We start from the raw sequence: 26,297 nt of genomic DNA on the forward strand, positions 1-26,297 counted from the left end.
CTAAAGCTCAAGTTGATTAGCGGTAATACCAAACGCCGCTGTTATTTTTTCGCGAGTGGCCTTCCGAGGCTTTGAGACGGTCTCTTGCTGGGCAAATGCCGGCTGAGAGACACCCATCCGTTTGGCCACTTCATCCTGTGTAGGGTCCAAGTGCTTGCGCCATGGAGCGCTGTCCGAGGGAAGATCAACGGACTGTGAAAGCTTGATTGAAATTGTCTTGCGCCTTATCGAGCAGAAATTTCTGTAGGATTTTTAGTGTCCATTACTACGAAGTTTCCTTTTCCTTCCTGTGACTGTGAATTCGGCGGTACGAATTACTTAGTTTGTGCCGCATCATTCATGGACACCCCTTCACAGTTAAGGAGTCTGTAAATGAATGCTCCCCTCTCCCCTTTGTACACCAATGAAGCCTCCCCTGATTTTCTTCGCAGCCAAGAAGATTACCTTTTATCGCAGTAACTTGAAGGTGCGAACAAAGACGTCTTGAGGATTATTGAGCAACAACAGGCTTACGCCAACGCTCATCCGCCCACAGCTATCTACCGTGTGGCAACTGCGGGCAGCCAGCCTCGTAATGGCAGGAGGATTCAGCGTGCAACTTCGTCGTGGGAGTTTAAATAGGATAACGGCCAACAATTACGTGGTGCGCAGAAAGTTATGCCATTCCCAAAAGATCTCCACTGATCATGCGTGTGTGACAAACAGTGCATACAAGGCTCGCTATCTCATTTTACAACAACAAAAATGATCATGGACCTATATATGAAGCCAGAAATATTAATTTTCATAGATAACGACTATCTATCAACTTCACTATATATGTATAGAAAATTGCACTTTCAAGCCGCAGAAAAAGAAGGTATCAGATGCTTAACAATAATCGCAAAAGATAGCAAAAATATTAGGGAGGCTAGCGATGAAAGTGATGAGGTTGTCTTGGTAGATAGTATTGAAACTGGCGAAGTACTCTGCGCAGTAGAACGTTTAAGCCGAACATATAGTGTGTAAGGACTGTTTTGCTACCCAGCGCATGTCACACCGCGTGGGGACGCTAACCATGTAGTTGAAGATATCGCTAGGCAATGCGGGCTTAAATATTACAGCGCCGAGCCGCTAGAGAATTGTAACAATAAGTACTTAATGCGTTCGCAACTTAGCAATATAAAGGGTGTTAGGTCGGTAAATTTCAGGCTCTTCAATGGAAATTTCGAAACTATAAATGATCTTTTATTTCCCGTAGTGATGAAGCCGGTATACGGGGGCGGCTCGGCGTTTGTCTCGATATGTGATGATCGAAAGAGTCTTGAAAAAGCATATAATCACTTCATACAAAGATTTCCTGACGTGCCTGGAGCCTATTCTTTCTCGGGAGCTGAAAAATGGCTTAGTTCTCCAGAAGCAGGCCCTGTGCTATATACGCCGGGCGTTTCCGTGTTAATTGAAGAATTCATTGAGGGGCCTGAAGGTTCTTTAGAATGCTTGGTTATCGACGGGAGCATTCACCCGATGTTGATATTTGAAAAGATGATAACAAGCAACACCTCCAGTACGGTTTTAGAAAAGGTCATAGTTACACCACCGCAAAGCTTTTCTAACGGCCAGATATCGGTGATCGTATCAACTATTAGCAATTCTATAAAAGCACTGAAGGTAAAGAACGGATTTTTACACGTTGAGTTCAAATTATCCAAAAACGGCCCCCAAGTGATTGAGGTAAACCCGAGGCTGGGCGGGTTCTTCGTGGACGAAGCACTTAAGGATCTGTGCTCATGTGATGCGTATGCCTTAAACGTCAATTTCATAACAAATAAGCCAGTAACCATAGGGCACCATTTGGCGGATGACCTTCCGATATTGCCGGAGGACGCCGTCTACGCGATGCTTCTATTCTATCCAACTCGCTCAGGCTACATCAAAGCTATAAAGCTTCCAGAAATTGATTCTGCGTGTGAGATTTTATCGCAGGTACTGCCTACTACTAACGGCCACAAAGATGGATTCTTCGATGTAGAGAACGAAGAAGCTTATATCGCAAAAATGTGGGTGAGGGCAACGTCTATAGACGAGATACTTCACGTCCATAAAGAGTATGAGAGAAACATTAAAGTCGAAACATCTGAATATCGCGAAGACAAAATACTGGAGCAGTGCTAGATGTGCGGGATAGCTGCAATATTTGAGACTTCTACCCGCTCTAATGAAAAGCGCGACTTTGAGCCTACTTTATTAAAAATGTTGGGGAGAATCTCCCATAGAGGCGCTGCTGAAAGCTTTGGAGAGCGTTTTATATTTTCTCATGCTGCTATTGGTACCAATCGCTTGCCTATCGTGGAGAGAGAAGACAATAATCAGCCGTTCATAGATAACATTTCTGGTCGCGCAATTATATTTAATGGTGAAGTTTACAACTTGAATGAGTTGCGATTGATTTTATTATCACACGGAGTAAAGTTTTTAGGCTGTTCAGATACCGAGCTAGTTCTTAGGGCATATGCTCACTGGGGGGAATCTTGTCTGACCCGACTCAATGGTATATTCGCGTTTATTATCTACTCACCGGGAGACAACACTGTTTTCGCTGCGAGGGATCGGCTGGGCGTAAAGCCTCTATACTTGACTCAAGAAGGAACTGTCCTCTATTTCGCATCGGAACTGAAAGCACTAATTGGGTTGACCAACAAGACACAAGAAATCCTCCCTGGACATTATTGGGTGGACGGTCGACAGAACGCATATTATTTAATTAGCGAAAGCATAGGGCCGCGACTAGATTACAAGTCTACGGTAAATAAATGCAATGAGCTACTGCACCTCTCGGTAAAGCGTCAAGTCAATACTGATCTCCCGATAGGCGTAGTTTTCTCTGGCGGGCTAGATAGCGCAATAATTCTTTATCTTGCTAACCTATACCATAAGAACGTCACCGCCTACACGGTCGGAGTGACTGGCTCAGCTGACGTAGTGTTCGCGCAGAGATTATGCAAAGAACTTGGCATTAAGATAGTTATTTCTGATGTTGATCGTGTAGATCTGATGCAGTCTATTAGAACCAGCATATATGTATCTGAACAATTTGAACCCGTAGATATAACTGATGCATTAACTATACATTCTGCTTTCTCCCGAATGAAAGAAGACGGGATTCGTATAGCTCTATCTGGAGATGGAAGTGATGAGCTATTCGCTGGTTACGACTTTTTTCAAGGGGCAAGTGACCGTCGTGCGCTTCAGCTACACAAAGTTAAGAACTTGTATCGAACTGATCTACAGCGTGTGGATAGAATGAGCATGTTCAATACAGTGGAATGCCGTGTACCGTTTCTCGACAAAGATCTTTTCGATTTTATAATATCGGCACCGATGGAGTTCCATGTAAGAGATGATTTTACAAAAGTTCTACTGAGGGACGCTTTTTCCCTCGAATTACCAGATTATATCACTTGGCGACCAAAAATGAGGATGTCTGAAGGGTCAGGTATAGGCGGACTGATCTTTGACGTACTTCAATCAATAAATGAGAGCCTGGATAGCAAGCCTTTTCCATTAGAAGATAATGCAATTAATAATGCTGCTTTGATATTCCAAGAGTTCGGCTTTGAGCTTCCAGACAATCGATATAAGGTACAAGGTCTCGATTATCATAGCGGCGGATGGACGACCTCGACAACTAAAGACATTGATAAAAACCTCGTCAGTTCCCCTGCCAGCGAAGGATAATAAAAATGATTATTGCAAAGGATACTTTGAGTAAACAGGATTTACTGTCTTCCGACCAATGGGGCGACCACAAATTTCAAATGAAGAATGCCATTCGCACCAAGGCTCAGCTGGAAGCCTGGGTAACTCTCAGTGATACAGAATTGAAGGGCATTGAGCAAACAGAGAGCCAGTATAAGTGGATGATTACTCCATATTATGCATCACTGATGGACGAGACCAATGAGAATTGTCCGATTCGGCTGCAAAGCATACCCCACCCGAAAGAAGTTGATGAGAGTAATCAGCAGGAGGATGTAGACCCGGTGGGTGATATGGTTTATATGAAAACCAGACGCGTCGTACATAAGTATCCAAACCGAGTCATATTCCTAGTGTCGGATACTTGCCCAGTTTATTGCAGACACTGCACTAGAAAGTTTCACACAACTGATAAGTCAGGCAGTTATTACAACAAAGAGCTTCCCGACTCATATGATCAAGACATAGAGTACATCGCAAACAACAAAAACATCAGCGACGTATTACTTGCTGGAGGCGACCCGCTAATTCTTTCCGATAAGCTTTTGCATAGCATTATCTCTAGGCTCAATGCGATCCCCCACGTAGATTTTGTACGCATTGGCTCACGGTACCCGGTTTTTCTTCCGCAGCGGATAACAGATGATTTTTGTAAGATGTTGTCCGAATTCAAATCAATCTGGTTTAGCACCCATTTCAATCATCCCGTGGAAGTGACTCCTGAGGCCTTAAGCGCGATAGATAAACTTCTTTCCCACGGTATACCGGTGCAAAACCAGACAGTGCTGTTGCGTGGTGTGAACGACGACGTCGAAACACTTAGAACGTTGAACCGGATGCTGGTGAAAGGCAGGGTAAGGCCTTATTACCTATACCACGCGGACAATGTTCAAGGCGTGTCGCACTTTAGGACGTCGATAGAAAAGGGCCTTGAGATTATGGAGCAGCTGCACGGTTATGAAACTGGTTTCAGCGTCCCGCAGTATGTTTACACCACTAAACTTGGGAAGATCCCTTTGAATAACCAGTACTTCTATAAACTTGGCTCTAAGAATTTTGTGCTTGGCTATGATCATAAAACGCTTGAAATCCCTTGAGGTCAACTGACTCGCGAGTGGGTCACTACCTGGTGGCTTTGAAACTAAATAATTTACCATTTCTTCGGTACAGATATGATATTTACTAAATTAGACTACTCAATGTTAAGCCCGGAATCTATTGTCGCTCAATTTAAAGAGGACTTTAGTTTTTCATCTGACGTCACAATATTAGATCTTCCTAAAGCCAATCAACAGCGACCGACGCCGAAACATTGGAGAGACGACTGCCATTCAAACTACGATGATTTATTTCTTCAGCTTTCAAGGCATGTTGGTGATGTCTTCGGTTATAGCGACCTGCAGAACGGTAAGCTTGTTCAAGAAATATTCCCAATCTTCCAAGATAGAAATAAGCAGTTGGGAAGTGGTTCTGTGCATTTAGAACTGCATACTGAAGACCCCGCTTTACCTTATAGGGCAGATGTACTAGGTTTTTTATGCGTAAGAAACGACGATAAAGTCCCCAACTTGCTGTCTTGCCCAGATTTTTCAGCTGTTGATGCAACACTCAAGCACAGGTTAACTGAGAGCCGTTATACCATTCTTTCCGACCGACCTTCTACGATCGAATATAAGCCAACAGCTCTAGAGTCGGCGGTGTTGCAAGAATCACCTACCGAGGGCTACAGCTTCATTTATGATCCTGTCTACGTTGACTACAGCAAAATGTCTCACTACGAAGAACTAGATTTTAAGGATTTTATCAAGCTGGTTGAGTCAGCAACCTTTGACTTATCAATGAACGAAGCACAGGTTTTGTTTATCAACAACTATAAGTGCGCTCATGGCAGGCCACAATTTACGCCAAAGTACGATGGAACGGATCGATGGCTGAAAAGAGTACAGATTTCCAAGGATGTGTCTAAGCACCTAGACCGGGAGTACAGTCTTGACATCATCACTGATATATAACCGTGCCGCGAGGCTTTCCCGTAGATATGCTTCCGAGATGCGCGAGAGTTCCCGGCTCTCGCTAGCCTTTGTATCTGGCAATATCGCGCATGTGATTATTGCGACTACGGACGTAATAATGGCTGGATGGATTAGTACCGAGGCGTTAGCTGCGTCGACTTTGGCACAGGGCCTCTACTATCTTCTGTTTTTATTATTTTCCGGGCTACTCATCTCTACCATCCCGTTTATTACTGATGCATTGGGATCTAAGGCAAAAGAAGAACAATATGCATCTGTATCGACCAGCTGCATTCAGCTCATAGTAGCTGCGTTCTTAATATGCTTAGCAATGCTCTATTTTACGAAAGAAATATTAGTTTTTTTTGGCCAGGATCCGCTTTTGTCTCTCGAAGCTCAGAGATACATGAATAGCCTGATGTGGAGCATCGGCCCAGCGATTTTATTTGTACACCTCAGAAATGTTTTATCAATAATGGGATCAGCGCGATATACAGTTATCGCAATTATTATAGCGGCGATCTTTAACTTCGTTGCTAACCTGATTCTAATATTTGGCTTTTTGTGGATACCCCCCTTGGGTTTGTTTGGTGCAGGTATCGCCACGACGCTAACAAACATTTTGCTTTGTATGTTGCTGGTCATATTAGGCTTAATGAATCCGCAGTTCGGGGAGCGGCAGCACTGTATAAAATTGACAGTAGTGAGAGGGTGGTTGATGCTGCCTATTTTAAGAAACGGTATTCCGGTCTCTTTAACGCAGGCAAATGACACTCTATTTTTCTTCATCCTCACAATCATAGTGGGTAAGTTTGGAATCGTTGCGTTGGCTGCTCATGGTATCGCAATGCAAGTTCTTCAAGTCGTATTTACAATACCTAATGGCATTTCTCAAGCTTCTACTACGAGAATAAGCCTCTGCTCTCCTTTGGGTGTGTATTCGCGGCGGACGAGTGACGCCGGATGGAGTGCTTTATGGCTCGGCTGGATAGTACTCACTGTAATATCTTCTATCCTGATTATTTTTTCCCATGATATTGTTCAGCTATTTGTTGCTCGCGGTGAAGGTGGAGATGACGAGCTTATCAAGCTATCTAGCCTTTTTGTCTGCATTTTAGGAATCTTCCATTTCTTTGATGGAAGTCAAATGGTACTGCTCGGTATATTTAGGGGCTTGAAACAGACCGTCTTTCCGATGTTGCTTTCGATTATTTGTTTTTGGCTAGTGGGACTACCGCTCGCTCTCTTCTTGGCATTTTATACTGACCTAGGAGCGGCGGGTGTATGGTGTGGCGTAGGACTTGGACTTATAGCGCTGTTCTCTCTACTTCTATTTAGATGGATCCGATACAAGGCTCCGGCGCAGGTTGCGGCATGAGAAATCTATACGGCATTCGAGGTATAAATTACATACTGAAACACAGTATATTCGTGATAGCTTACTTAGTATTACTATCTATATTGCTTATTCTGGCGGTACCGAAGGGTTTTTTGTCGATATATTCAGTGTCCTACTACTGCTTGTTATTTTTTCTTCTCTATTCCATCAGCGCTTGGCCGATTATTCGCTCCCAATTTGATATGCTCAATATCGTCGTACCTTATTCCACCGTGCGACGTTTTAGTAGCTACACCTGTTGGCTCGTTCCGCTCTCCATTTTTACGTTGGTGGCGGGACTCTACAGCAGAACTGAATTAGTCGGATTTGGACTTTTACTATCAAGCCAGTTATTACTACTTTGCCTCCTAATCTGGTTATATGCGACGGTTGTGATTACCTGCAGGTCTGCTCTAAAGTGGCGGGAACCTGTGCTCACATTATGGTACGAGGCATTAGATGAGCTTGGCGATATTGATGATAAAACTCGCGAGTGTATCCTCGATCTAATTGAGTCGGAATTTCATGGAAGAAAGTTATCACGCTCTAGCCGCCTATCCAACGGTTTGCTTAAGCCTGTCATGCCTATACCTTATGCTACGAATATAAATATCAACGGATTTAAGTCGTCATTCGGACTCAGAAAGCCTCTTTGGTCTAAAGACGATTTCTGCTTCCTCTCAGGCATTGATACGCTTCTTGCCGAGATGACGCAGGAACTAATCCAGCTCTATGAAAAACACAAGAACACCCAAGAAAAATATCCCTTTCATGGCGATCCTTTGTGGAAATCAGTTCCACTTTATAAAGGAGGTCAAAAAGTTGCTGTATACGCTGACCTTGTTCCAAATACGATTCGCTTTGTCGAGGATGTTGTGCCAGGCGCTACTATCAGAGAGGTTGTGCTTTCAAGCCTAGAACCGGGCGGTCACATCGAGCCGCATTTGGATTATGTTTATCCTATGCTGACGTTACATCTTCCTATCCTTTGCGCTGACGATGGGTTATCTGGACTGAGAATCGGGGAAGAGATCGTTAGTTGGAGAACGGGTGAAATAGCAATCATTGACACGACTTTTCAGCATGAGTCTTGGAACCATAGTGAATGTACTCGTGTAAATCTGATGTTTGATTTCTGGCCCGGGGACCTGAGCCCGTCGGCGAAAGCTTTTTTCACTGAAGTTTACTCGCGGCAGATGCTGCGACACTTAAAATAATTACAGTTGGTGAAAATCATGTCAAACCCGAGCCAGCAGTTATCGAAGGTCTTGAGTGAAGGTCCTAAAATACGTGACTTAATTCAGATGCACGACGGTGAGCTCAACCTTGAAGTCCCGCAGGAAGTTTCTCGCGCGACGATTGACGCCTTAATAAATGGGCACACTGGCTATTGTAATCTTACTGGCATAGATGTTTTAAAAAACGCGTTGATCGAGAGATGCTTTCAACAACATAGTAAGTTGTGCGACCCGGCCGAAATTTTAGTTTCTAATGGTTCAAGTCAAGCTTTGTTCATGTTGATGAAATGCATATTATCCAACGCGGACGAGGTTCTGATTCCGAATCCATGCTGGCCCGCCTATAGATCTTACATAGAACTTAACGGGGGTATTGCCGTCGATTACGAAATGGGAAATAGGGGTCTCGACATAGTTGAAATTCGCAAGTTGGTGACTCTCAAAACCAAGGCGTTGATTATTAACTCACCTCACAACCCTACTGGCTTGATTCTCAGTCGACAAGATATTCTAGTATTGGTGGCGTTATCTCAAGAGTATGGCTTTCTACTCATTTCCGATGAAGCCTACGAAGGCATCATTTTCGGTAGCGATGAATATGTTAGCCCTCTGGATCTTATGGTGGACTCTAGCCTGCTGGTGGTTACACGTACGTTCTCAAAACTGTTCTCTATGTCTGGTTTTAGAATAGGCTATATGTTCGCGGATAGAAAAATCATCGACCGATGCTCCACGCTTCAGGGCGTCATGACGGACAATGCGTGTACATTTGCGCAGCACGGTGCCTTGGCAGCTATAGCGTTGCCTAAGAGCATTCTTAAAAAACGTGTTGATGAGTTGCAACACCGAGCCTATTACTGCCATCAATTATTAAGCACTACGTTTGACATTGTACGGCCGCAGGGTGGTTTCTTTCTATTTCCTGACATTTCCCGAGTATTGGGTGCTACTTGGAATTCGGATACCCAATTTGTAGACGATCTCCTCAATGTAAAATCCGTTTCGACCACGCCAGGGTCTTCTTACGGTATGAAGGACCATATCCGCATCTCTATTGCTTCCGTAAATGAAGCTGAAATTAAAGAAGCATGCGGGAGAATTATTGACCTTGTCCACCATCGCTGATTTTCATACGACAGGTGTTACTAGTGTGGAAACCGTTGTCGCTTGGAGGCTCCATGGTTTCATCAGATATTGTTGGTCCCGACATTTATTTTAGGTCAAGACAGCTCCATATTTTATAGCCAGCAATGTTCTGCCCTAAAATTTTATTGGTCACTAATTATGCATACTATTGAAAATATAGCGGTAAGTGTTGAAAACCTCACAGAAAAATTCGAGGTTGAACGTTTCAAGGTTTATACCTTGAATCAAATCGACCAGATTCCTCAGCTTGCTAAATTAGACAGCCGGACTATTTGGGCGATGAAGGTGGTGGCAAGCGTTCTTCCATTTCGAGTCAATGAATATGTTATCAAAGAATTGATCGACTGGAGCAATATTCCCAACGATCCTATATACCAGCTTACCTTTCCCCAGAAAGATATGCTGGATAACGAGTCTTTTGATCTAATAGCATCTTTATTTTTAAGGAACTCCGACCGCTCATCCTGTGAGGTCGCGATAAAAGCGGTTAGAGCTAGACTCAATCCCCATCCAGCAGGGCAGCTGGAGCGTAATATTCCTTCACTGTCTGGCGTGACAGTAACGGGTGTCCAGCACAAATATCGTGAGACTGTGCTGTTTTTTCCAAGCGCTGGTCAGATTTGCCATAGCTACTGTACTTTTTGTTTTCGTTGGGCCCAATTCACGGGTGACCAATCTCTCAAGATTGCTGCTAAGGAAAACGCCCAGCTATTGGATTACCTTCGGGCCAACCCTAAAGTGACTGATGTTTTAATTACTGGCGGAGATCCGCTAGTTATGAAGACAAGCAATCTACGTGCTTACCTAGAACCTCTTTTGACGCCTGAATTCGAGCACATCCACACTATCCGAATTGGTACAAAGGCGCTTTCTTTCTGGCCTCAGCGGTTTGTGACTGACAGCGACGCAGGTGAACTTCTTGATCTATTTAGGAAGATCATCAACAGCGGTAAACACTTAGCGTTAATGGCTCATTATAATCATTGGGCGGAACTTGAGCCTGCCATTGCTCGAGAGGCTATTCTTCGTGTTCGACAAACAGGCGCTCAAATACGTAGCCAGGGCCCGTTGCTGGCTCATATCAATGACTCTGCTGACGTCTGGGCGCGACTCTGGCAGACGCAAATTCAACTAGGCATTATTCCTTACTATATGTTTATCGAGCGTGATACCGGGGCCCGCCGATATTTTGAAGTCCCTCTTGTATGTGCGTGGGAAATTTACCGGGACGCGGTCAAACAAGTTTCAGGTATTGCCAGGACTGCCCGAGGACCTTCGATGAGCGCAGATCCGGGGAAAGTTGAGGTCTGCGGTGTAGCTGAAATTCGAGGAGAAAAGGTGTTTGTTTTACGTTTTATCCAAGCACGAAACCCGGATTGGGTGCAGAGGCCATTCTTCGCACGATTTGATCCCGATGCTACGTGGTTCGATCAACTAAAACCGGCTTTTGGGGAGACTGCGTTCTTTTTCGAGAGGGAAGTTTCTTAACCCGTTTTTGCCAGCGTTGCCGCTGATGATCAAACTGCCAGCCTGGGACAATGTGCTCCCACTCAATACTCTGTGCGCGGTTTTCATGGATCCGCGTTTCATAACCGCAGGACGCGAGATCAACTGGTCGCGGTAGGAATGGCAGCCACCTGCCACCCCCGCACAGATCCGTACGTGCGGAATTACCGCATACGGCTCCTGCCTTGGGTTTTGAGTAAGCGCTCCACACCCCGACGACTTCAATGTGAGCAGCCCGCTCAACTATTCGCGCGTTCTTTGACACCATCGATCACGAGTGGATGATGTGCTTTCTGCAACACCGAATCGCGGATCGACGGGTGTTAGCGTTTATAGTCCGATGGCTGCGTACAGTTGTTCTTGAAAACGGAAAGCGAACTCCTGCGAAGCAGGGCACACCACAAGGTGCGCCTATTTCACCGCTTTTAGCCAATATCTATCTGCGCTTGCGGCTGGAGAAGGCGCGGCAGTTGTTGCGGCAGACGGACATGAGTGTGCTGGAGGTGAGTATTGCGTGCGGGTTTGAATCGCCGTCGTATTTCACCCGCAGTTACCGGGCGCGTTTTGAACGGTGTCCGCGCGAAGACAGGCGTACCGCGAAGGCATGAACAGCAGAGACACCTGTGGGAGCGAGCTTGCTCCGGGCGGCGTTCCGACGATGAGGCCAGTACATTCAACATTGATGTCGGCTGATCCACCGCTATCGCGAGCAAGCTCGCTCCCACATTTTGATCTGCGTTCGCTTTTACTTCTTCATCAACGCCGAGCAAGCCGCTTTAAACGCTTCATGCTGATACTTGTTCAACGTCCCCGGCAGTTCAAAGTCGAACTTCTTGTTCTGCGCATTGATGGTCTGTGGCGACAGCAGCGTGACTTCGCAATTTTCCAACAACTGAAAAACGCCCTCGATCTTGAACGTGGTCGGCCCACCGGCGAACTCACCTTTCTTGCTGCGCTTCTTGATCGCAATCCGGTCGATGGAGTTCTCGCGCACAAACGACGCCACCTGAGCGGCAAAGACTTTGACGTTCGCGGCTTCGTCGTCATCGTCGAGGGCAATTTTCTTGGTGGCCAGGGCGACGTGGCTCAGCGCCTGACCGTCGAGAGAGGCCACGGCGATGATGGCTTCGCTGCCTTTGATTTCGATGCCGCAGATTTTCATTTGAATTCCTTAACTGGCTGATGGCGTGCAGCTTACAGCTCAAGTTGATCGGCGTTTGCGCTTACTCCTGCCCAATCGACTCCAAAAACTCCGACCGCTCGTCACTCATCCGCGCCACGCAATCATTTTGCGCAATGGTGAACGCCTTGCTACCGGCCGTCGCCGGAAAGGCCTCAACCGCACAATCCGCATCCCGGGTCTTCAGCCACTGCTGTTGAGCAGCCTTGAGCTTGCCGGTGATGTCGGCCAGTTGTGCCGGGTTCTTGCTGTAGGCCGTTTGCATGCGCTCGGTCAGGCCTTGATAGTTGTCTTTTAGGAGCTGTTCGGCGGTGGTTCTGCTGTAGACCGAGCATTCCAGGGTCTGGACCTCGTTTTCGACTTTGTCGCAGGGGTTGTCGTCGGACTCTTCGGCCGCGTGTACGCCGGTCGCTATCAGTGCCAAAGCCAGGAAGATCGATTTCATTGCGCCGCCGCCCCTTTTTCCAGTAAAGCATCCAGTGAAACATCCAGTAGTGCCGCGAATTCTGGCCCATGCGCAGGCCCTTGAACAGGTGCCCCATGACGTCCGGCGACGACCCTTTGTCGCAGATTGACGCTTTCGGCAAACCCCCTGTCGTTTTTGCACCCGGCTGCCCCCTCCCTCAGGCATATGCTGGCCCCAAAGCGCCGGCACACGATTCGGCGTATGAATCGCTAATAGGGGACAGCCTGATGAGCCCAGCCGAATTGCACGCCGACAGCATCGTTATCGACGGTCTGATTATTGCCAAGTGGAACCGTGAGCTGTTCGAAGACATGCGCAAGGGCGGTCTGACCGCGGCCAACTGCACCGTGTCGGTGTGGGAGGGCTTTCAGGCCACTGTGAACAATATCGCCGCCAGCCAGAAGCTGATCCGCGAAAACAGCGACCTGGTGATTCCAGTGCGCACCACCGCCGATATCCGCAAAGCCAAAGAACAGGGCAAGACCGGCATCCTGTTCGGCTTCCAGAATGCCCACGCCTTTGAAGATCAGATCGGCTACGTCGAGGTGTTCAAGCAGCTGGGCGTCGGTATCGTGCAGATGTGCTACAACACCCAAAACCTGGTCGGTACCGGTTGCTACGAGCGTGATGGCGGCCTGTCGGGTTTCGGTCGTGAAATCGTCGCCGAGATGAACCGCGTCGGCGTCATGTGCGACCTGTCTCACGTGGGTTCGAAAACCTCCGAAGAAGTCATCCTCGAATCCAAGAAACCGGTCTGCTACTCCCATTGCCTGCCGTCGGGTCTGAAAATCCACCCGCGCAACAAATCCGATGAAGAACTGAAGTTCATCGCCGATCACGGCGGTTTCGTCGGCGTGACCATGTTTGCGCCATTCCTGGCCAAGGGTATCGATTCGACCATCGACGATTACGCCGAAGCCATCGAATACACCATGAACATCGTCGGCGAAGACGCCATTGGCATCGGCACCGACTTCACCCAGGGCCATGGCCAGGACTTCTTCGAATACCTGACCCATGACAAGGGCTACGCCCGCCGCCTGACCAGCTTCGGCAAGATCATCAACCCGCTGGGCATCCGCACCGTCGGCGAGTTCCCGAACCTGACCGAAACCCTGCTCAAGCGCGGCCATTCCGAGCGTGTGGTCCGCAAGATCATGGGCGAGAACTGGGTCAACGTCTTGAAGGACGTCTGGGGCGAGTAAGCCCTTTTTCAAACGAACGCTGTAGCAGCTGCCGAGGCACGAGGCTGCGTTGCGGTCCGCAGGACCGCCCTCGGGGGCCGCTTCGCCGCCCAACGCAGCCTCGCAGGCTCGACAGCTGCTACGGCACGACAACACAACGAATTTTTCTGGAGTTAAGTTTCCATGGCCAAGATCGCCCCGCAATTGCCAATCGAAGTCGACAGCGAAACCGGTGTCTGGACCTCCGACGCCCTGCCAATGCTGTACGTGCCGCGTCATTTCTTCGTCAACAACCACATGGGCATCGAGGAAGTGCTGGGCGCCGACGCCTACGCCGAAATCCTCTACAAGGCCGGCTACAAATCCGCCTGGCACTGGTGTGAAAAAGAAGCTGAATGCCACGGCCTGGAAGGCGTTGCGGTGTTCGAACACTACATGAAGCGTCTGTCGCAACGCGGCTGGGGCCTGTTCAAAATCCAGGACATTGACCTCGACAAGGGCACGGCCAGCGTCAAGCTCGAACACTCGGCGTTCGTCTACGTGTACGGCAAGGTCGGCCGCAAAGTCGACTACATGTTCACTGGCTGGTTTGCCGGTGCCATGGACCAGATTCTGCAAGCTCGTGGCAGCAAGATCCGCACCGTTGCCGAACAGGTTTACGGTGGCTCCGAAGAAGGCCACGACGACGGCCTGTTCACCGTCAAGCCGTTGTAAGTCGAGGAACCCGCCATGGCTTTCGAAGCAATGTTCCAGCCGATCCAGATCGGCAAACTGACCATCCGCAACCGCGTGCTCAGCACCGCGCACGCCGAGGTCTATGCCACCGACGGCGGCATGACCACCGACCGGTACGTCAAGTATTACGAAGAGAAAGCCAAGGGCGGGATCGGCCTGGCGATTTGCGGCGGTTCCTCCAGTGTGGCCATCGACAGCCCGCAAGGCTGGTGGAAGTCGGTCAATCTGGCCGACGACCGGATCATTCCGCACTTCCAGAATCTGGCCGATGCCATGCACAAGCATGGCGCCAAGATCATGATCCAGATTACCCACATGGGTCGTCGTTCCCGTTGGGATGGCGAGCATTGGCCAACCCTGCTGTCGCCGTCGGGCATCCGTGAACCGGTGCACCGCGCGACCTGCAAGACCATCGAGCCGGAAGAAATCTGGCGGGTGATCGGTAACTACGCCACTGCGGCTGGCCGCGCCAAGGCCGGTGGCCTGGACGGCGTTGAACTGTCGGCGGTGCACCAGCACATGATCGACCAGTTCTGGAGCCCGCGCGTCAACAAACGTACCGACGAATGGGGCGGCAGCTTCGAGAACCGTATGCGTTTCGGCCTGGAAGTCCTTAAAGCGGTGCGCAAGGAAGTCGGCCCGGATTTCTGCGTCGGCATTCGTCTGTGCGGTGATGAATTCCACCCGGACGGCTTGTCCCACGAGGACATGAAGCAGATCGCCAAGTACTACGACGACACCGGCATGATCGACTTCATCGGCGTGGTGGGTTCGGGTTGCGACACCCACAACACCCTGGCCAACGTTATCCCGAACATGAGTTATCCACCGGAGCCATTCCTGCATTTGGCCGCCGGTATCAAAGAAGTGGTCAAGGCCCCGGTGCTGCACGCGCAGAACATCAAGGACCCAAACCAGGCGACCCGGATTCTGGAAGGCGGCTACGTCGACATGGTCGGCATGACCCGCGCCCACATCGCCGATCCGCACCTGATCGCCAAGATCAAAATGGGTCAGGTCGACCAGATCAAACAATGCGTCGGCGCCAACTACTGCATCGACCGTCAATACCAGGGCCTGGACGTGTTGTGCATCCAGAACGCCGCGACCTCCCGTGAATACATGGGCGTGCCGCACATCATCGAGAAATCGACCGGTGTGAAGCGCAAGGTTGTGGTGGTCGGTGCCGGTCCTGCCGGGATGGAAGCCGCTCGCGTCTCCGCCGAACGTGGCCACGACGTGACCCTGTTCGAGAAGAAAGAATTCATCGGCGGGCAGATCACCACCGCCTCGAAAGCCCCGCAACGGGATCAGATCGCCGGTATCACCCGCTGGTTCCAGCTTGAGCTAGCGAGGTTGAAAGTCGACCTGCGCCTGGGCGTGGCGGCGGATGCGGCGACCATTCTCGACCTGCGTCCGGACGTGGTGGTACTCGCCGTCGGCGGCCATCCATTCCTGGAGCAGAACGAGCACTGGGGCGCGGCTGAAGGTCTGGTGGTCAGCAGCTGGGACATCCTCGACGGCAAGGTTGCACCGGGCAAGAACGTGTTGGTCTACGACACCATCTGCGAGTTCACCGGGATGTCTACCGCCGACTTCCTCGCCGACAAGGGCAGCCAGGTCGAGATCGTCACCGACGACATCAAACCGGGCGTGGCGATTGGCGGCACCTCGTTCCCGACTTACTACCGCAGCATGTACCCCAAAGAAGTGATCATGACCGGGGACATGATGCTGGAGAAGGTCTACCGCGAAGGCGACAAGCTGGTGGCGGTGCTGGAAAACGAATACACCGGCGCCAAAGAGGAGCGGGTGGTGGACCAGGTCGTCGTCGAAAACGGCGTGCGTCCGGACGAAGAAATCTATTACGCGCTGAAGGAAGCGTCGCGCAACAAAGGCCAGATGGACATCGAGGCCCTGTTCGCGATCAAGCCGCAACCTTCGCTGAGCCAGGCGGGCGACGGCTACTTGCTGTTCCGCATCGGCGACTGCGTGGCGCAACGCAACACCCACGCGGCGATCTATGACGCGTTGCGGTTGTGCAAGGATTTCTAAGAGCTTGTGGATAACCCTGTGGGAGCTGGCTTGCTCGCGAAGACGGACTGACATTCAACATTGATGTCGACTGACCCGCCGCTTTCGCGAGCAAGCCCGCTCCCACAGGAATCGGGCAAGGCATCCAGCTAGTTAAGCCTGCAAGACCCTGCGGTCTTTGGGAGCTCCACCATGTTGAACACCCTTCTTCCAATCCTGTTGTTCGCAGCCCTGGGCCTCGCTGTCCTCGGCGCGTTGCGGCGGGTGGCTATGTGGCGCCGAGGCCGGGCTTCGAAAGTCGACCTGATTGGCGGCCTGTTCGCCATGCCCAAGCGCTATATGGTCGATTTGCACCATGTCGTCGCGCGGGACAAATACATCGCCAACACTCACGTTGCCACGGCTGGCGGTGCGGTGGCGTCGATTGTGCTGGCGATCCTGGTTCACGGTTTCGGCCTGCACAATCGCATTCTCGGTGTTGCCCTGTTGATTGCCTCGGCGGTGATGTTCGTCGGTGCGATTTTCATGTTCCTGCGTCGTCGCAACCCACCGGCTCGCCTTTCCAAAGGGCCATGGATGCGTTTGCCGAAAAGCCTGTTGGCGTTCTCTGCGAGCTTCTTCCTGTTGACCCTGCCGGTCGCCGGCATCCTTCCGGAAAACTTCGGTGGTTGGGTGGTGGCTGCGATCCTCGGCGTCGGTGTGCTGTGGGGCGTTAGCGAACTGTTCTTCGGCATGACCTGGGGCGGGCCGATGAAGCACGCCTTCGCCGGTGCTTTGCACCTGGCCTGGCACCGTCGCGCCGAACGCTTTGGTGGCGGCCGTTCCACCGGTTTGAAACCGCTGGACCTGAACGATCCAAACGCGCCACTGGGCGTGGAAAAACCCAAGGATTTCACCTGGAACCAACTGCTCGGCTTTGACGCCTGCGTGCAGTGCGGTAAGTGCGAAGCCGCGTGCCCGGCGTTCGCCGCTGGCCAGCCGCTGAACCCGAAAAAACTGATTCAAGACATGGTCGTTGGCCTGGCCGGTGGCACCGATGCCAAGTTCGCCGGTAGCCCCTATCCAGGCAAGGCGATTGGCGAACACGCCGGTAACCCGCATCAACCGATCGTCAACGGTCTGGTGGACGCTGAAACCTTATGGTCCTGCACCACTTGCCGCGCCTGTGTCGAGGAGTGCCCGATGATGATCGAGCACGTCGACGCCATCGTCGACATGCGCCGCCATCTGACGCTGGAAAAAGGCGCGACCCCGAACAAGGGCGCCGAAGTCCTGGAAAACCTGATCGCCACCGACAACCCTGGCGGTTTCGCCCCGGGCGGGCGGATGAACTGGGCGGCGGACTTGAACCTGAACCTGCTCAGCGAGAAGAAATCTGTCGACGTGCTGTTCTGGGTCGGCGACGGTGCCTTCGACATGCGCAACCAGCGCACTCTGCGCGCCTTCGTCAAAGTGCTGAAAGCGGCCAAGGTCGACTTTGCGGTGCTGGGGCTTGAAGAACGCGACAGCGGTGACGTGGCCCGACGTCTGGGCGACGAAGCGACCTTCCAATTGTTGGCCAAACGCAACATCCATACCCTGGCCAAATACAGCTTCAACCGCATCGTTACCTGCGACCCGCACAGCTTCCACGTGCTGAAAAACGAGTACGGCGCCTTCGACGGCAACTACCTCGTGCAGCACCACAGCACCTACATGGCGGAAATCATTGGCGCTGGCGCCCTGAACCTCGGTCAGCACAAAGGCAGCAGCGTGACTTATCACGACCCGTGCTACCTCGGCCGTTACAACGGCGAATACGAGGCACCGCGTGAAGTGCTGCGCGCCCTGGGTATCGAGATCAAGGAAATGCAACGCTCCGGTTTCCGCTCGCGCTGCTGTGGCGGTGGTGGCGGTGCGCCGATCACCGACATTCCGGGCAAGCAACGGATCCCCGACATGCGCATGGAAGACATCCGCGAAACCGGCGCCGAACTGGTGGCCGTGGGTTGCCCACAATGCACGGCGATGCTCGAAGGTGTGGTCGAACCCCGGCCGCTGATCAAGGACATCGCCGAACTGGTGGCGGACGCGTTGCTCGAAGACGCTGCCCCGAGCAAGCCGACCAAACCGGCCCAACGTGAACCTGCGGAGGCCCACTGATGAGCGACATTATCCGCCGCGACCCACGCGCCGAATGGATCGCCCGTAACCGTTTGCACCCGCTGCACGCGGCCATGCAGCCGGCGCAACACAGCTGGATGGGGCCTAACGGCGTCATCCGCAAGAATCTCCATGGCATCGGTTTTATCGGTCCCAATGGCATCAAACGCATTGACCGCAGCGGCGCTCAACAGGGCGGGGCGACCAAACGCTCGGCCGCCGTTGAAGTGCAATTGCCGCTGCATCAAGTGCTTGCGCCGGCGTTCTACATCAGCGTGGTGCCGGACATGGTCGGCGGCCGCTTGAGCAGCCACGACCGCGACCTGCTCGGCCTGGCGCACCAAATGGCCGGCAAGGACGGTGCGGTATTGGCCGTGGTCTTCGGCGAACACAAAGAAAACGCCTTTGCCACCGCTGGCGTCGATCGCTTGCTGGTGCTGGAAGGCGACGAATTCAGCGGTTATGCACCGGAACAACGGGTCCAGGGCCTGCGAGCTGTGGATAACCAGTTCAGCCCGCGTCACTGGTTGCTGCCGGACAGCCGCAGCGGCGGTGGTGAACTGGGTCGACGCTTTGCCGCGGCACTGGGCGAACGCCCGGCCACGCGGGTCTGGCAGGTCAAGGATCAGGAATGCATCGGCCGCGCGGGTGCTGGCTTGCAAGACCTTGCACGTCCGGTTGCACGCTTGATTCTGGCCGCCGTCGAATGCGCCGAACCGGTCAGCGAAACCCGCCACGAAGCGTTGCCGGTGGAGTTATCCACAGCCGTGGCGCGCAGCTTGTCGCGCATCGAGGATCTGGGCGCGGTGGCGGTGGACCCGGCGGCGATTCCGATGGCCGAAGCCGAGTTCATCTTCTCCGGCGGCAACGGGGTCAAGGACTGGGGGCTTTTCCACAGGACCGCCGAAGCGTTGGGTGCTACCGAAGGCGCGTCCCGAGTGGCGGTGGACGATGGCTTCATGGCCCGCGACCGTCAGGTCGGCGCGTCCGGCACCTGGGTCACCGCGCGGGTCTACGTGGCGGTGGGGATTTCCGGGGCGATCCAGCACCTGCAAGGCATCGGTGCCTGCGACAAGGTGGTGGCGATCAACCTCGATCCTGGCTGCGACATGATCAAACGGGCCGACCTGTCGGTGATCGGTGAGAGCGCCGAGATTCTTCAAGCCTTGATCGATGCGGTAGAGGCTTACCGCAATGAAGCCAAGCGCGATGCGGCTTAAGGAAAGGAAAGGGTTATGAGCACGAAAATCATCAGCCTGGTGTCCATCGGCGCCCACCCGACCTCCGGCCGGCCACGTCGTGCGGAGCAGGATGCGCGGGCGGTGGAACTGGGCCTGCAACTGGCTGGGGATAACCTGCAAGTGCTGCATGCCGGCGACGTCGCGGAACCTGCACTACGCGCCTATCTGGGTATGGGCCTGGAACAGTTGCACGTGCTTGAACAACCTTCAGGCGCCGATGCGCTGCCGGCGTTGACCGCGTATTTGCGTGACGCCGGGGCGCAGGTCGTGCTGACCGGCAGCCAGGCGGAAACCGGCGAAGGCTCGGGCATGCTGCCGTTCCTGCTGGCCGAAAGCCTGGGCTGGCCGCTGGTAGTCGGGCTGGCTCAAGTTGAATCCATCGACGGTAATTCAGCGCTGGTGCTGCAAGCCTTGCCTCGTGGTCAGCGCCGTCGCTTGAAAGTACGGCTGCCGTTTCTCGCGACTGTGGATAACGCCGCGCCGAAGCCTCGGCAAAGCGCTTACGGCCCGGCCCGACGCGGGGTGTTGCAGGCAGATGAAGTCGAAGTGATCGACGATGAACTGCTGGCGGTTGCCACGCTGCAACCGGCCAAGCCACGGCCTAAACGCTTGAAGGTGATCAAGGCCAAGAGCGGCGCGGATCGAATGAAAGCCGCGACGGCCAAGGCCAGCGGCGGGGGCGGGCAGGTGCTTAAAGGGCTGAGTGCCGAGGCTGGCGCCGAGGCGATTCTCAAGTTACTGATCGAAGAAGGCGTGGTCCGCTAACGGACATCCAGTGAAGATCTAATGTGGGAGCGGGCTTGCTCGCGAAGGCGGCGTGTCAGTTATTACAGATGCTGGCTGACAAGACGCCTTCGCGAGCAAGCCCGCTCCCACAAGGAAAAATAATGACCGTTGAATTTCGTTCGGCCCTGCGCGCGGATGCGCGGGAGATTGCTCGTTTGTTTCAGATTTCATCAGAAGGCGCTGCGGATTACATCTGGAGTCAACTGGCGCAGCCTGGTCAGGATTTACTGGACGTGGGCGCCAGTCGGTATGCCCGTGAAGACGTGGATTTTTCCTGGCAGAACTGCCTCATTGCCGAGGCACGGGGAAACGTCATTGGCATGATGCACAGCTACGTGATACGTCACGATCCGCTGGCGCCTCCAGTGACCGATCCAGTCCTGGCGCCGTATGCCAAGATGGAAATCCCCGACACCCTTTATATTTCCAGCCTGGCGCTGCATGAAGGCTGGCGAAACCAGGGCCTGGGCAAGCAATTCCTCGCCTACGCTTACGACCGCGCCAACCAGCTGGGGCTCAATGGCTTGAGCCTGATCGACTACGCGGTGAACACCGGCGCCCGTCGGTTTTACGAGCGACATGGCTTTCGTATCGTCGATACCTGCCAGATCACTCCCCATCCGATGATTCGGGTCACGGGTGAGGCCTATCTGATGTATCGGCCCTAGTGAGCTACATTTCTCTATGAGCTGCTCAGGGTTGCCGCAGCGCTAGTTCATAAAACTCGTTTTCTAGAATGGGTTGAACATGAGGGCGGTCAGTCGGCGTGAGACATGTCTGATCGGCGGCGTGAATTCAAAGTCGTCTCTGGTGCTGCTTGCATTTTTTATGTGTGCAGCATCAAGTTCGATGGCTGATACCAGGCCGGCAGCTCCGGATTTCTACACATGGTTAGAGTCCGAACAGGGACAAAAAGCGTCCTTGGTGCAGCTGAAACAGCAATGCGACAAGGCCTTGGATGCTGAAAAAAACCTGAATTGTTCAGTGTCTGTTCTCGCCCGGATGTTCGAGGCCAAAACCGCAAACCAGATCCCCGAATACTATTTGGCGATCAAGCATCGTCATGCTCAGGCAATCGCGAATGACCCTGAACTCAACACGATGTTTTCCATGTTCGGCAGCGAATCCCTCACAACCCTGCGGGCGGTCGGCGATTTTTCGGTGACAAGAACGAAGCGGCACGAGGTGCTGGCGATTCATCCTTACGCCAGCGGCGGTCACGTCGCTGACGAGGTGTTGCCCTACCTCGATGTCAAAGCGGCCAATGGTGTCTCGTCACGCTTCATTCTGGACACCGGCGCACCGCAAACCCGGGTCAACCACGAAACCGCGAAGCTGATGGGAATCAGGCTATTAACCGACTCTCACTATGGCTACAGCACGTTTTATGGTGAACGTGACCTGTCTGCCAAACTCGGGATCTTTGAGTCTTTAAAGATCGGCTCAAGCGAGTTCAGAAACGTCCTGGTGTTTGTCAGCGATCGGGATAACTTACTGGGGCTCGATTTGCTCGGTAAGTTGGGGCGTTTGAAGGTCTCCAAAAAGATGCTGGAGCTTAACGCCGAACCTCCCGCGCGATGCGATTCGCGAATTAACTACGCGCGCATGGACATTAATCAACGACTGATCATTGCCGCACGCCTGGATCGTCGGGCCACGCCGGCGATTATCGACACCGGCAATGTTAATTACCTGACGTCGTCCTCGCCGGGCAACTCACCCATTCATGTCACCGATAACCCGCGTTCCCAAACCTTCAAGGGTGAATTGAGCCTGTCGGGCCATATCCAATCGATCTCCTACAACTACTACCCGGACTACACGATTCCTCCGTCGTTGTTGCTGGGCCAGTACGTGCCTTCGCTTTTGCTTGGGTGGGGTGCATTCAATGACTATGAGTTGAATCTGGACATCGACTCGGGCTGGTCGTGTTTCAACAGGACCTGATCGCGGTTACCCACAATCCCTGTTAGCGCTTCTGTGGATAACATGTTCGCCCTTCGCTACACCCCATACAAATCAAGCCCTGCAACCCTTCGAACAAAAAACAACCAGCCTAACTTGCGGTTTTTTCACGCTTTTTTCAGAGGATAACTTTGTACGCGAACCAATACTTGCCCCCAATCTCTGTTAGCGCATCTGTGGATAAGATGTTCGCTGTCCTCTACAGGCCATATAAAACGGGCTTATCAGGAGACTGATCAAAAAACGATCAAATCACCGTTTTAAGCTGATAAACCTCGCGCAAACCCCGATTTATCGCGGCTTCCAACGGTTTTCCACAGATCCTCCCAAGTTGCCCCCAAAGTCTGTTGGCGCTTCTGTGGATAAGGTGTTCGCCATCCTCTGCAAGCCACGTACAACGTGCCTTTCAAGCTTTCGATCAAAAAACAACCAATCGCTGCTCAAAACCCTTCTTCTGGATAAGTCACGGATTTTCTTCAGTTTCTGTGGAGAAAGTTTTCTATAAATTCACACTTGTCCCCAATAGCTGTGGGTGGAGGTGTGGATAACTTGTTTGCTAAAGGCTGGGAGGCACGCGGCGTATAGGCCTGAACGTAATAGATCATATTTCGTACAGTTCTATAGGGGAGAGGATTTCGCGGGGGAGGGATGCAGTGACTGGGAGGGCGCTTTCGCGAGCAAGCCCGCTCCCACATTTGATCGGAGGTGTTCACAAACGCTGTGGACACCTCGGTTAAGTGTGGGAGCGAGCTTGCTCGCGATGCTTTTTTTCGGTTAACCCTGAACCGGAACCCCTTTGAGGTAAGCCGCAGGCTCAGCCCCCAGGTTGTTCAGCAAACGCTCGCTGTACCAATCCACAAAGTTCACCACGCCAAACTCATAGGTCTTGGAGTAAGGGCCTGGCTGGTAAGCGGTGGAGTTGATGCCGCGCTGGTTCTCTTCGGCCAGGCGACGGTCCTGGTCGTTGGTCGCATCCCAGACCTGGCGCATGCGCTCCACGTCGTAGTCCACGCCTTCGACGGCGTCCTTGTGGACGATCCACTTGGTGGTGACCATGGTTTCCTGCGCACTGATCGGCCACACCGTGAAGACGATGATGTGGTCGCCCATGCAGTGGTTCCACGAGTGCGGCAGGTGCAGGATGCGCATCGAGCCCAGGTCCGGGTTTTTGATCCGGCCCATGAGTTTGGCGCAGCCTTGTTTGCCGTCCAGGGTCATCGATACGGTGCCCTTGAGCAGCGGCATGCGCACGATGCGGTTACGCAGGCCGAAGCTGGCGTGGGCGTAAGGAATCTTCTCGGCTTCCCAGGCAGCGGCGGAGGCCGCGACGTGGTCCTTGAAAGCCTGGTCGGCACGCGGGTCGGTGACGTCGTCCCATTCCAGCAGGGTTTTCAGCAGTTCCGGGTGCGACGCGTTGCAGTGGTAGCACTCGCGGTTGTTTTCCAGCACCAGTTTCCAGTTGGCCTTTTCCATCAAGGTGGTGGTAATCGCCACCTTGGTGTTCTCCATGTCGTACGGTTCCATGTAATGGTTCAGCGTCGACAGGAAGTCATCAATGGCTGGCGGGTTCTCCGACAGGCTGATGAAGATGTAGCCGCCGGCAGTCTTCACGTTTACCGGTTTGAGGCCGTACTCCTTCATGTCGAAGTCGGCGCCCATTTCGGTACCGGCGAACAACAGGCGGCCGTCCAGCTCGTACGTCCACTGGTGGTAGTGGCAGACCAGTTTTGCGACCTTGCCTTTTTCACTGGTGCACAGACGCGAACCACGGTGACGGCAAACGTTGTGGAACGCATGGATCACGCCTTCGGCGCCGCGAATCACAATGATCGGGTTCTTGCCGACTTGCAGGGTCAGGTAGTTGCCCTTGGTCGGGATTTCGCAGGCCATGCCGGCGATCAACCACTCTTTCTGGAAGATTTCCTGCATGTCGATATCAAACAGCCGCTCGTCAGAGTAAAACGGCTGCGGCAGCGAGTAAGTGCGCTCGCGCTCTTGCAGCATCTGTGCGGTGGCCTTGCGTGCGGGTTCCAGCGGATCGCCCAGGCTGATTTTTGCGGTGACGTCCATCGATTTGATCCTCAAGGCCATTCTGTGCGGCCGGCGAAATAGTGGCTGATACGGTTTGCTACGCAAGGCTGTAAAGAAATCGTCTCTGTGTGGAGCGAGTGTGGGGCCGGCGTTGTCCGGAACCTTATCCATGGGCGACATGGCCCAATCTGTTCCCGACGCGCAACCCCCGGTAATTGGGGGCTGGTCGCGATAAGTATGTGAATGTCGCAGATAGGTAAATGGGTGGTTCGCACGTTACGCAGAATCGCCAACATAAGGCCGACCATCGGCGGTGGAGAACAGCATGTCCAACAGCTTCCTGAATCCGGTAACCACCCAGACCTGGGCCAATGGTCGACACATCGTCCGTTGCGTCAAAGTCATCCAGGAAACCTGGGATGTGCGCACCTTCTGCTTTATGGCTGACCAGCCGATCCTGTTCTTCTTTAAGCCGGGGCAGTTTGTCACCCTGGAGCTGGAAATCGAAGGCGTGCCGATCATGCGCTCCTACACCATTTCCAGCTCGCCGTCGGTGCCGTACAGCTTTTCGGTGACCATCAAGCGCGTACCGGGCGGCAAAGTCTCCAACTGGCTACACGACACCCTGCACGAAGGCCAGGAGCTGGCGGTGCACGGGCCGGTCGGGTTGTTCAACGCCATGGACTTCACCGCGCCGAAGGTGTTGTACCTCAGCGGCGGTGTCGGTATCACGCCGGTCATGTCGATGGCTCGCTGGTTCTACGACACCAACGGCAACGTCGACATGGTGTTTATCCACAGCGCCCGTTCGCCCAAAGACATCATTTACCACCGCGAGCTGGAACACATGGCGTCGCGGATCGATAACTTCAGCCTGCACCTGATCTGCGAGAAGCATGGTCTGGGCGAGCCGTGGGCCGGTTATCGCGGGTACCTGAACCACAAGATGCTGGAGCTGATGGCGCCGGACTTCATGGAGCGCGAAGTGTTCTGCTGCGGTCCGACGCCGTATATGAACGCCGTCAAGCGCATGCTCGAAGCGGTCGGCTTCGACATGTCGCGTTATCACGAGGAATCGTTCGGTGCTACACCGCCGGAAGCCCGTGCCGATGCGGTGGAGCAAGCCGAAATAGCCGCAGACGCACCGGACATCGACGTGGCGGACCTGCACCAGGTGGAATTCACCGCGTCCGGCAAGAGCATTCGTGTTGCACCGGGTGAAACCGTTCATGCCGCCGCTGCGAAGTTGGGGCTGTTGATTCCGAAGGCTTGTGGGATGGGGATCTGCGGGACGTGCAAGGTGATGAAGCTGGGTGGCGAGGTCGAGATGGACCACAACGGCGGGATCACCGAGGAAGACGAGGCGGAAGGGTTCATTCTTTCGTGCTGCAGCGTGCCGAAGGGCGACGTGCGCATCGAGTTTTGATAGTTGCACAATGACCCTGTAGGAGCTGTCGAGTGCAACGAGGCTGCGATCTTTTAAGATCAAAAGATCGCAGCCTTCGGCAGCTCCTA

21 protein-coding genes and 2 pseudogenes are annotated in these 26,297 nt (G+C 52.9%); 19 read left to right on the forward strand and 4 right to left on the reverse strand.

Features of this window, described 5'->3' with window-relative positions:
• A pseudogene (locus CUN63_RS14925) lies at positions 1-162 on the reverse strand (helix-turn-helix domain-containing protein); the annotation flags it as partial.
• Between the two features lie 600 nt (positions 163-762).
• Between CUN63_RS14925 and CUN63_RS14930 the strand changes: the two are divergent.
• The 10 genes and pseudogenes from CUN63_RS14930 to CUN63_RS32200 all read left to right on the forward strand — a co-directional run.
• Positions 763-1,008 (forward strand): hypothetical protein, encoded by a 246-nt coding sequence (locus CUN63_RS14930; RefSeq protein WP_129440496.1) that lies wholly within the window; start codon positions 763-765, stop codon positions 1,006-1,008.
• Between the two features lie 132 nt (positions 1,009-1,140).
• Positions 1,141-2,154, forward strand: coding sequence for an acetyl-CoA carboxylase biotin carboxylase subunit family protein (locus CUN63_RS14935; RefSeq protein ID WP_129440498.1), 1,014 nt, complete (start codon positions 1,141-1,143; stop codon positions 2,152-2,154).
• Positions 2,155-3,717, forward strand: a complete 1,563-nt coding sequence (locus tag CUN63_RS14940) for an asparagine synthetase B (RefSeq protein WP_129440500.1) — start codon at positions 2,155-2,157, stop codon at positions 3,715-3,717.
• 5 nt (positions 3,718-3,722) lie between these two features.
• Positions 3,723-4,835, forward strand: a complete 1,113-nt coding sequence (blsG, locus tag CUN63_RS14945; RefSeq protein WP_129440502.1) for an arginine 2,3-aminomutase — start codon at positions 3,723-3,725, stop codon at positions 4,833-4,835.
• Between the two features lie 75 nt (positions 4,836-4,910).
• Entirely contained in the window at positions 4,911-5,750 is an 840-nt protein-coding gene (locus CUN63_RS14950; protein ID WP_129440504.1) for a hypothetical protein, read from the forward strand.
• A gap of 37 nt (positions 5,751-5,787) precedes the next feature.
• Positions 5,788-7,128 carry an MATE family efflux transporter gene (locus CUN63_RS14955; RefSeq protein ID WP_256657753.1) on the forward strand — a complete coding sequence of 447 codons (1,341 nt, stop codon included), beginning with the start codon at positions 5,788-5,790 and terminating at the stop codon, positions 7,126-7,128.
• A 128-nt stretch (positions 7,129-7,256) separates the two neighbouring features.
• Complete coding sequence (locus CUN63_RS14960) at positions 7,257-8,345, forward strand: aspartyl/asparaginyl beta-hydroxylase domain-containing protein (protein ID WP_165353254.1); 1,089 nt, start codon at positions 7,257-7,259, stop codon at positions 8,343-8,345.
• A gap of 18 nt (positions 8,346-8,363) precedes the next feature.
• Positions 8,364-9,491 carry a pyridoxal phosphate-dependent aminotransferase gene (locus CUN63_RS14965; protein ID WP_129440511.1) on the forward strand — a complete coding sequence of 376 codons (1,128 nt, stop codon included), beginning with the start codon at positions 8,364-8,366 and terminating at the stop codon, positions 9,489-9,491.
• Positions 9,492-9,650: 159 nt separating this feature from the next.
• Positions 9,651-11,000: a KamA family radical SAM protein gene (locus CUN63_RS14970; protein ID WP_129440513.1), complete on the forward strand. Its 1,350-nt coding sequence runs from the start codon at positions 9,651-9,653 to the stop codon at positions 10,998-11,000.
• Positions 11,001-11,263: 263 nt separating this feature from the next.
• Positions 11,264-11,626, forward strand: a pseudogene (locus CUN63_RS32200) (helix-turn-helix domain-containing protein); the annotation flags it as partial.
• Positions 11,627-11,763: 137 nt separating this feature from the next.
• On the opposite strand, the gene CUN63_RS14985 reads toward CUN63_RS32200, so the two are convergent.
• A complete protein-coding gene (locus CUN63_RS14985; RefSeq protein ID WP_129440516.1) occupies positions 11,764-12,180 on the reverse strand; it encodes a DUF3010 family protein in 417 nt (138 codons plus the stop codon).
• Positions 12,181-12,241: 61 nt separating this feature from the next.
• The gene (locus CUN63_RS14990; protein ID WP_129440518.1) at positions 12,242-12,643 is read right to left on the reverse strand and encodes a lysozyme inhibitor LprI family protein; all 402 of its coding nucleotides are present in this window, start codon (positions 12,641-12,643) and stop codon (positions 12,242-12,244) included.
• A gap of 248 nt (positions 12,644-12,891) precedes the next feature.
• On the opposite strand from CUN63_RS14990, the gene CUN63_RS14995 reads away from it, so the two are divergent.
• The 8 genes from CUN63_RS14995 to CUN63_RS15035 all read left to right on the forward strand — a co-directional run bounded on the left by CUN63_RS14995 (position 12,892) and on the right by CUN63_RS15035 (position 22,733).
• On the forward strand, positions 12,892-13,869 hold the full coding sequence (locus CUN63_RS14995) for a dipeptidase (protein WP_008033250.1): 978 nt from the start codon (positions 12,892-12,894) through the stop codon (positions 13,867-13,869).
• A gap of 162 nt (positions 13,870-14,031) precedes the next feature.
• Positions 14,032-14,562 carry a DUF5943 domain-containing protein gene (locus tag CUN63_RS15000; RefSeq protein ID WP_008033249.1) on the forward strand — a complete coding sequence of 177 codons (531 nt, stop codon included), beginning with the start codon at positions 14,032-14,034 and terminating at the stop codon, positions 14,560-14,562.
• 15 nt (positions 14,563-14,577) lie between these two features.
• Positions 14,578-16,638, forward strand: coding sequence for a dimethylglycine demethylation protein DgcA (gene dgcA / locus CUN63_RS15005; RefSeq protein WP_129440520.1), 2,061 nt, complete (start codon positions 14,578-14,580; stop codon positions 16,636-16,638).
• A gap of 171 nt (positions 16,639-16,809) precedes the next feature.
• Positions 16,810-18,759 carry a dimethylglycine demethylation protein DgcB gene (gene dgcB, locus CUN63_RS15015; protein ID WP_129440522.1) on the forward strand — a complete coding sequence of 650 codons (1,950 nt, stop codon included), beginning with the start codon at positions 16,810-16,812 and terminating at the stop codon, positions 18,757-18,759.
• Entirely contained in the window at positions 18,759-19,979 is a 1,221-nt protein-coding gene (locus tag CUN63_RS15020; protein ID WP_129440524.1) for an electron transfer flavoprotein subunit alpha/FixB family protein, read from the forward strand. Before dgcB ends, CUN63_RS15020 begins: the two co-directional genes overlap by 1 nt.
• Before the next feature lie 15 nt (positions 19,980-19,994).
• Complete coding sequence (locus CUN63_RS15025; RefSeq protein ID WP_123368597.1) at positions 19,995-20,765, forward strand: electron transfer flavoprotein subunit beta; 771 nt, start codon at positions 19,995-19,997, stop codon at positions 20,763-20,765.
• 122 nt (positions 20,766-20,887) lie between these two features.
• Positions 20,888-21,454, forward strand: coding sequence for a GNAT family N-acetyltransferase (locus CUN63_RS15030; RefSeq protein ID WP_129440526.1), 567 nt, complete (start codon positions 20,888-20,890; stop codon positions 21,452-21,454).
• A 79-nt stretch (positions 21,455-21,533) separates the two neighbouring features.
• Positions 21,534-22,733 carry a retropepsin-like aspartic protease gene (locus CUN63_RS15035; RefSeq protein ID WP_129440528.1) on the forward strand — a complete coding sequence of 400 codons (1,200 nt, stop codon included), beginning with the start codon at positions 21,534-21,536 and terminating at the stop codon, positions 22,731-22,733.
• A gap of 792 nt (positions 22,734-23,525) precedes the next feature.
• On the opposite strand, the gene gbcA is transcribed toward CUN63_RS15035, so the two are convergent.
• Positions 23,526-24,821 carry a glycine-betaine demethylase subunit GbcA gene (gbcA, locus tag CUN63_RS15040; protein WP_129440530.1) on the reverse strand — a complete coding sequence of 432 codons (1,296 nt, stop codon included), beginning with the start codon at positions 24,819-24,821 and terminating at the stop codon, positions 23,526-23,528.
• Positions 24,822-25,107: 286 nt separating this feature from the next.
• Between gbcA and gbcB the strand changes: the two genes are divergently transcribed.
• Positions 25,108-26,208, forward strand: a complete 1,101-nt coding sequence (gene gbcB / locus CUN63_RS15050) for a glycine-betaine demethylase subunit GbcB (protein ID WP_129440532.1) — start codon at positions 25,108-25,110, stop codon at positions 26,206-26,208.
• Positions 26,209-26,297: the final 89 nt, after the last annotated feature.

Source organism: Pseudomonas sp. ACM7 (genome assembly GCF_004136015.1).
Lineage (GTDB): Bacteria > Pseudomonadota > Gammaproteobacteria > Pseudomonadales > Pseudomonadaceae > Aquipseudomonas > Aquipseudomonas frigoris.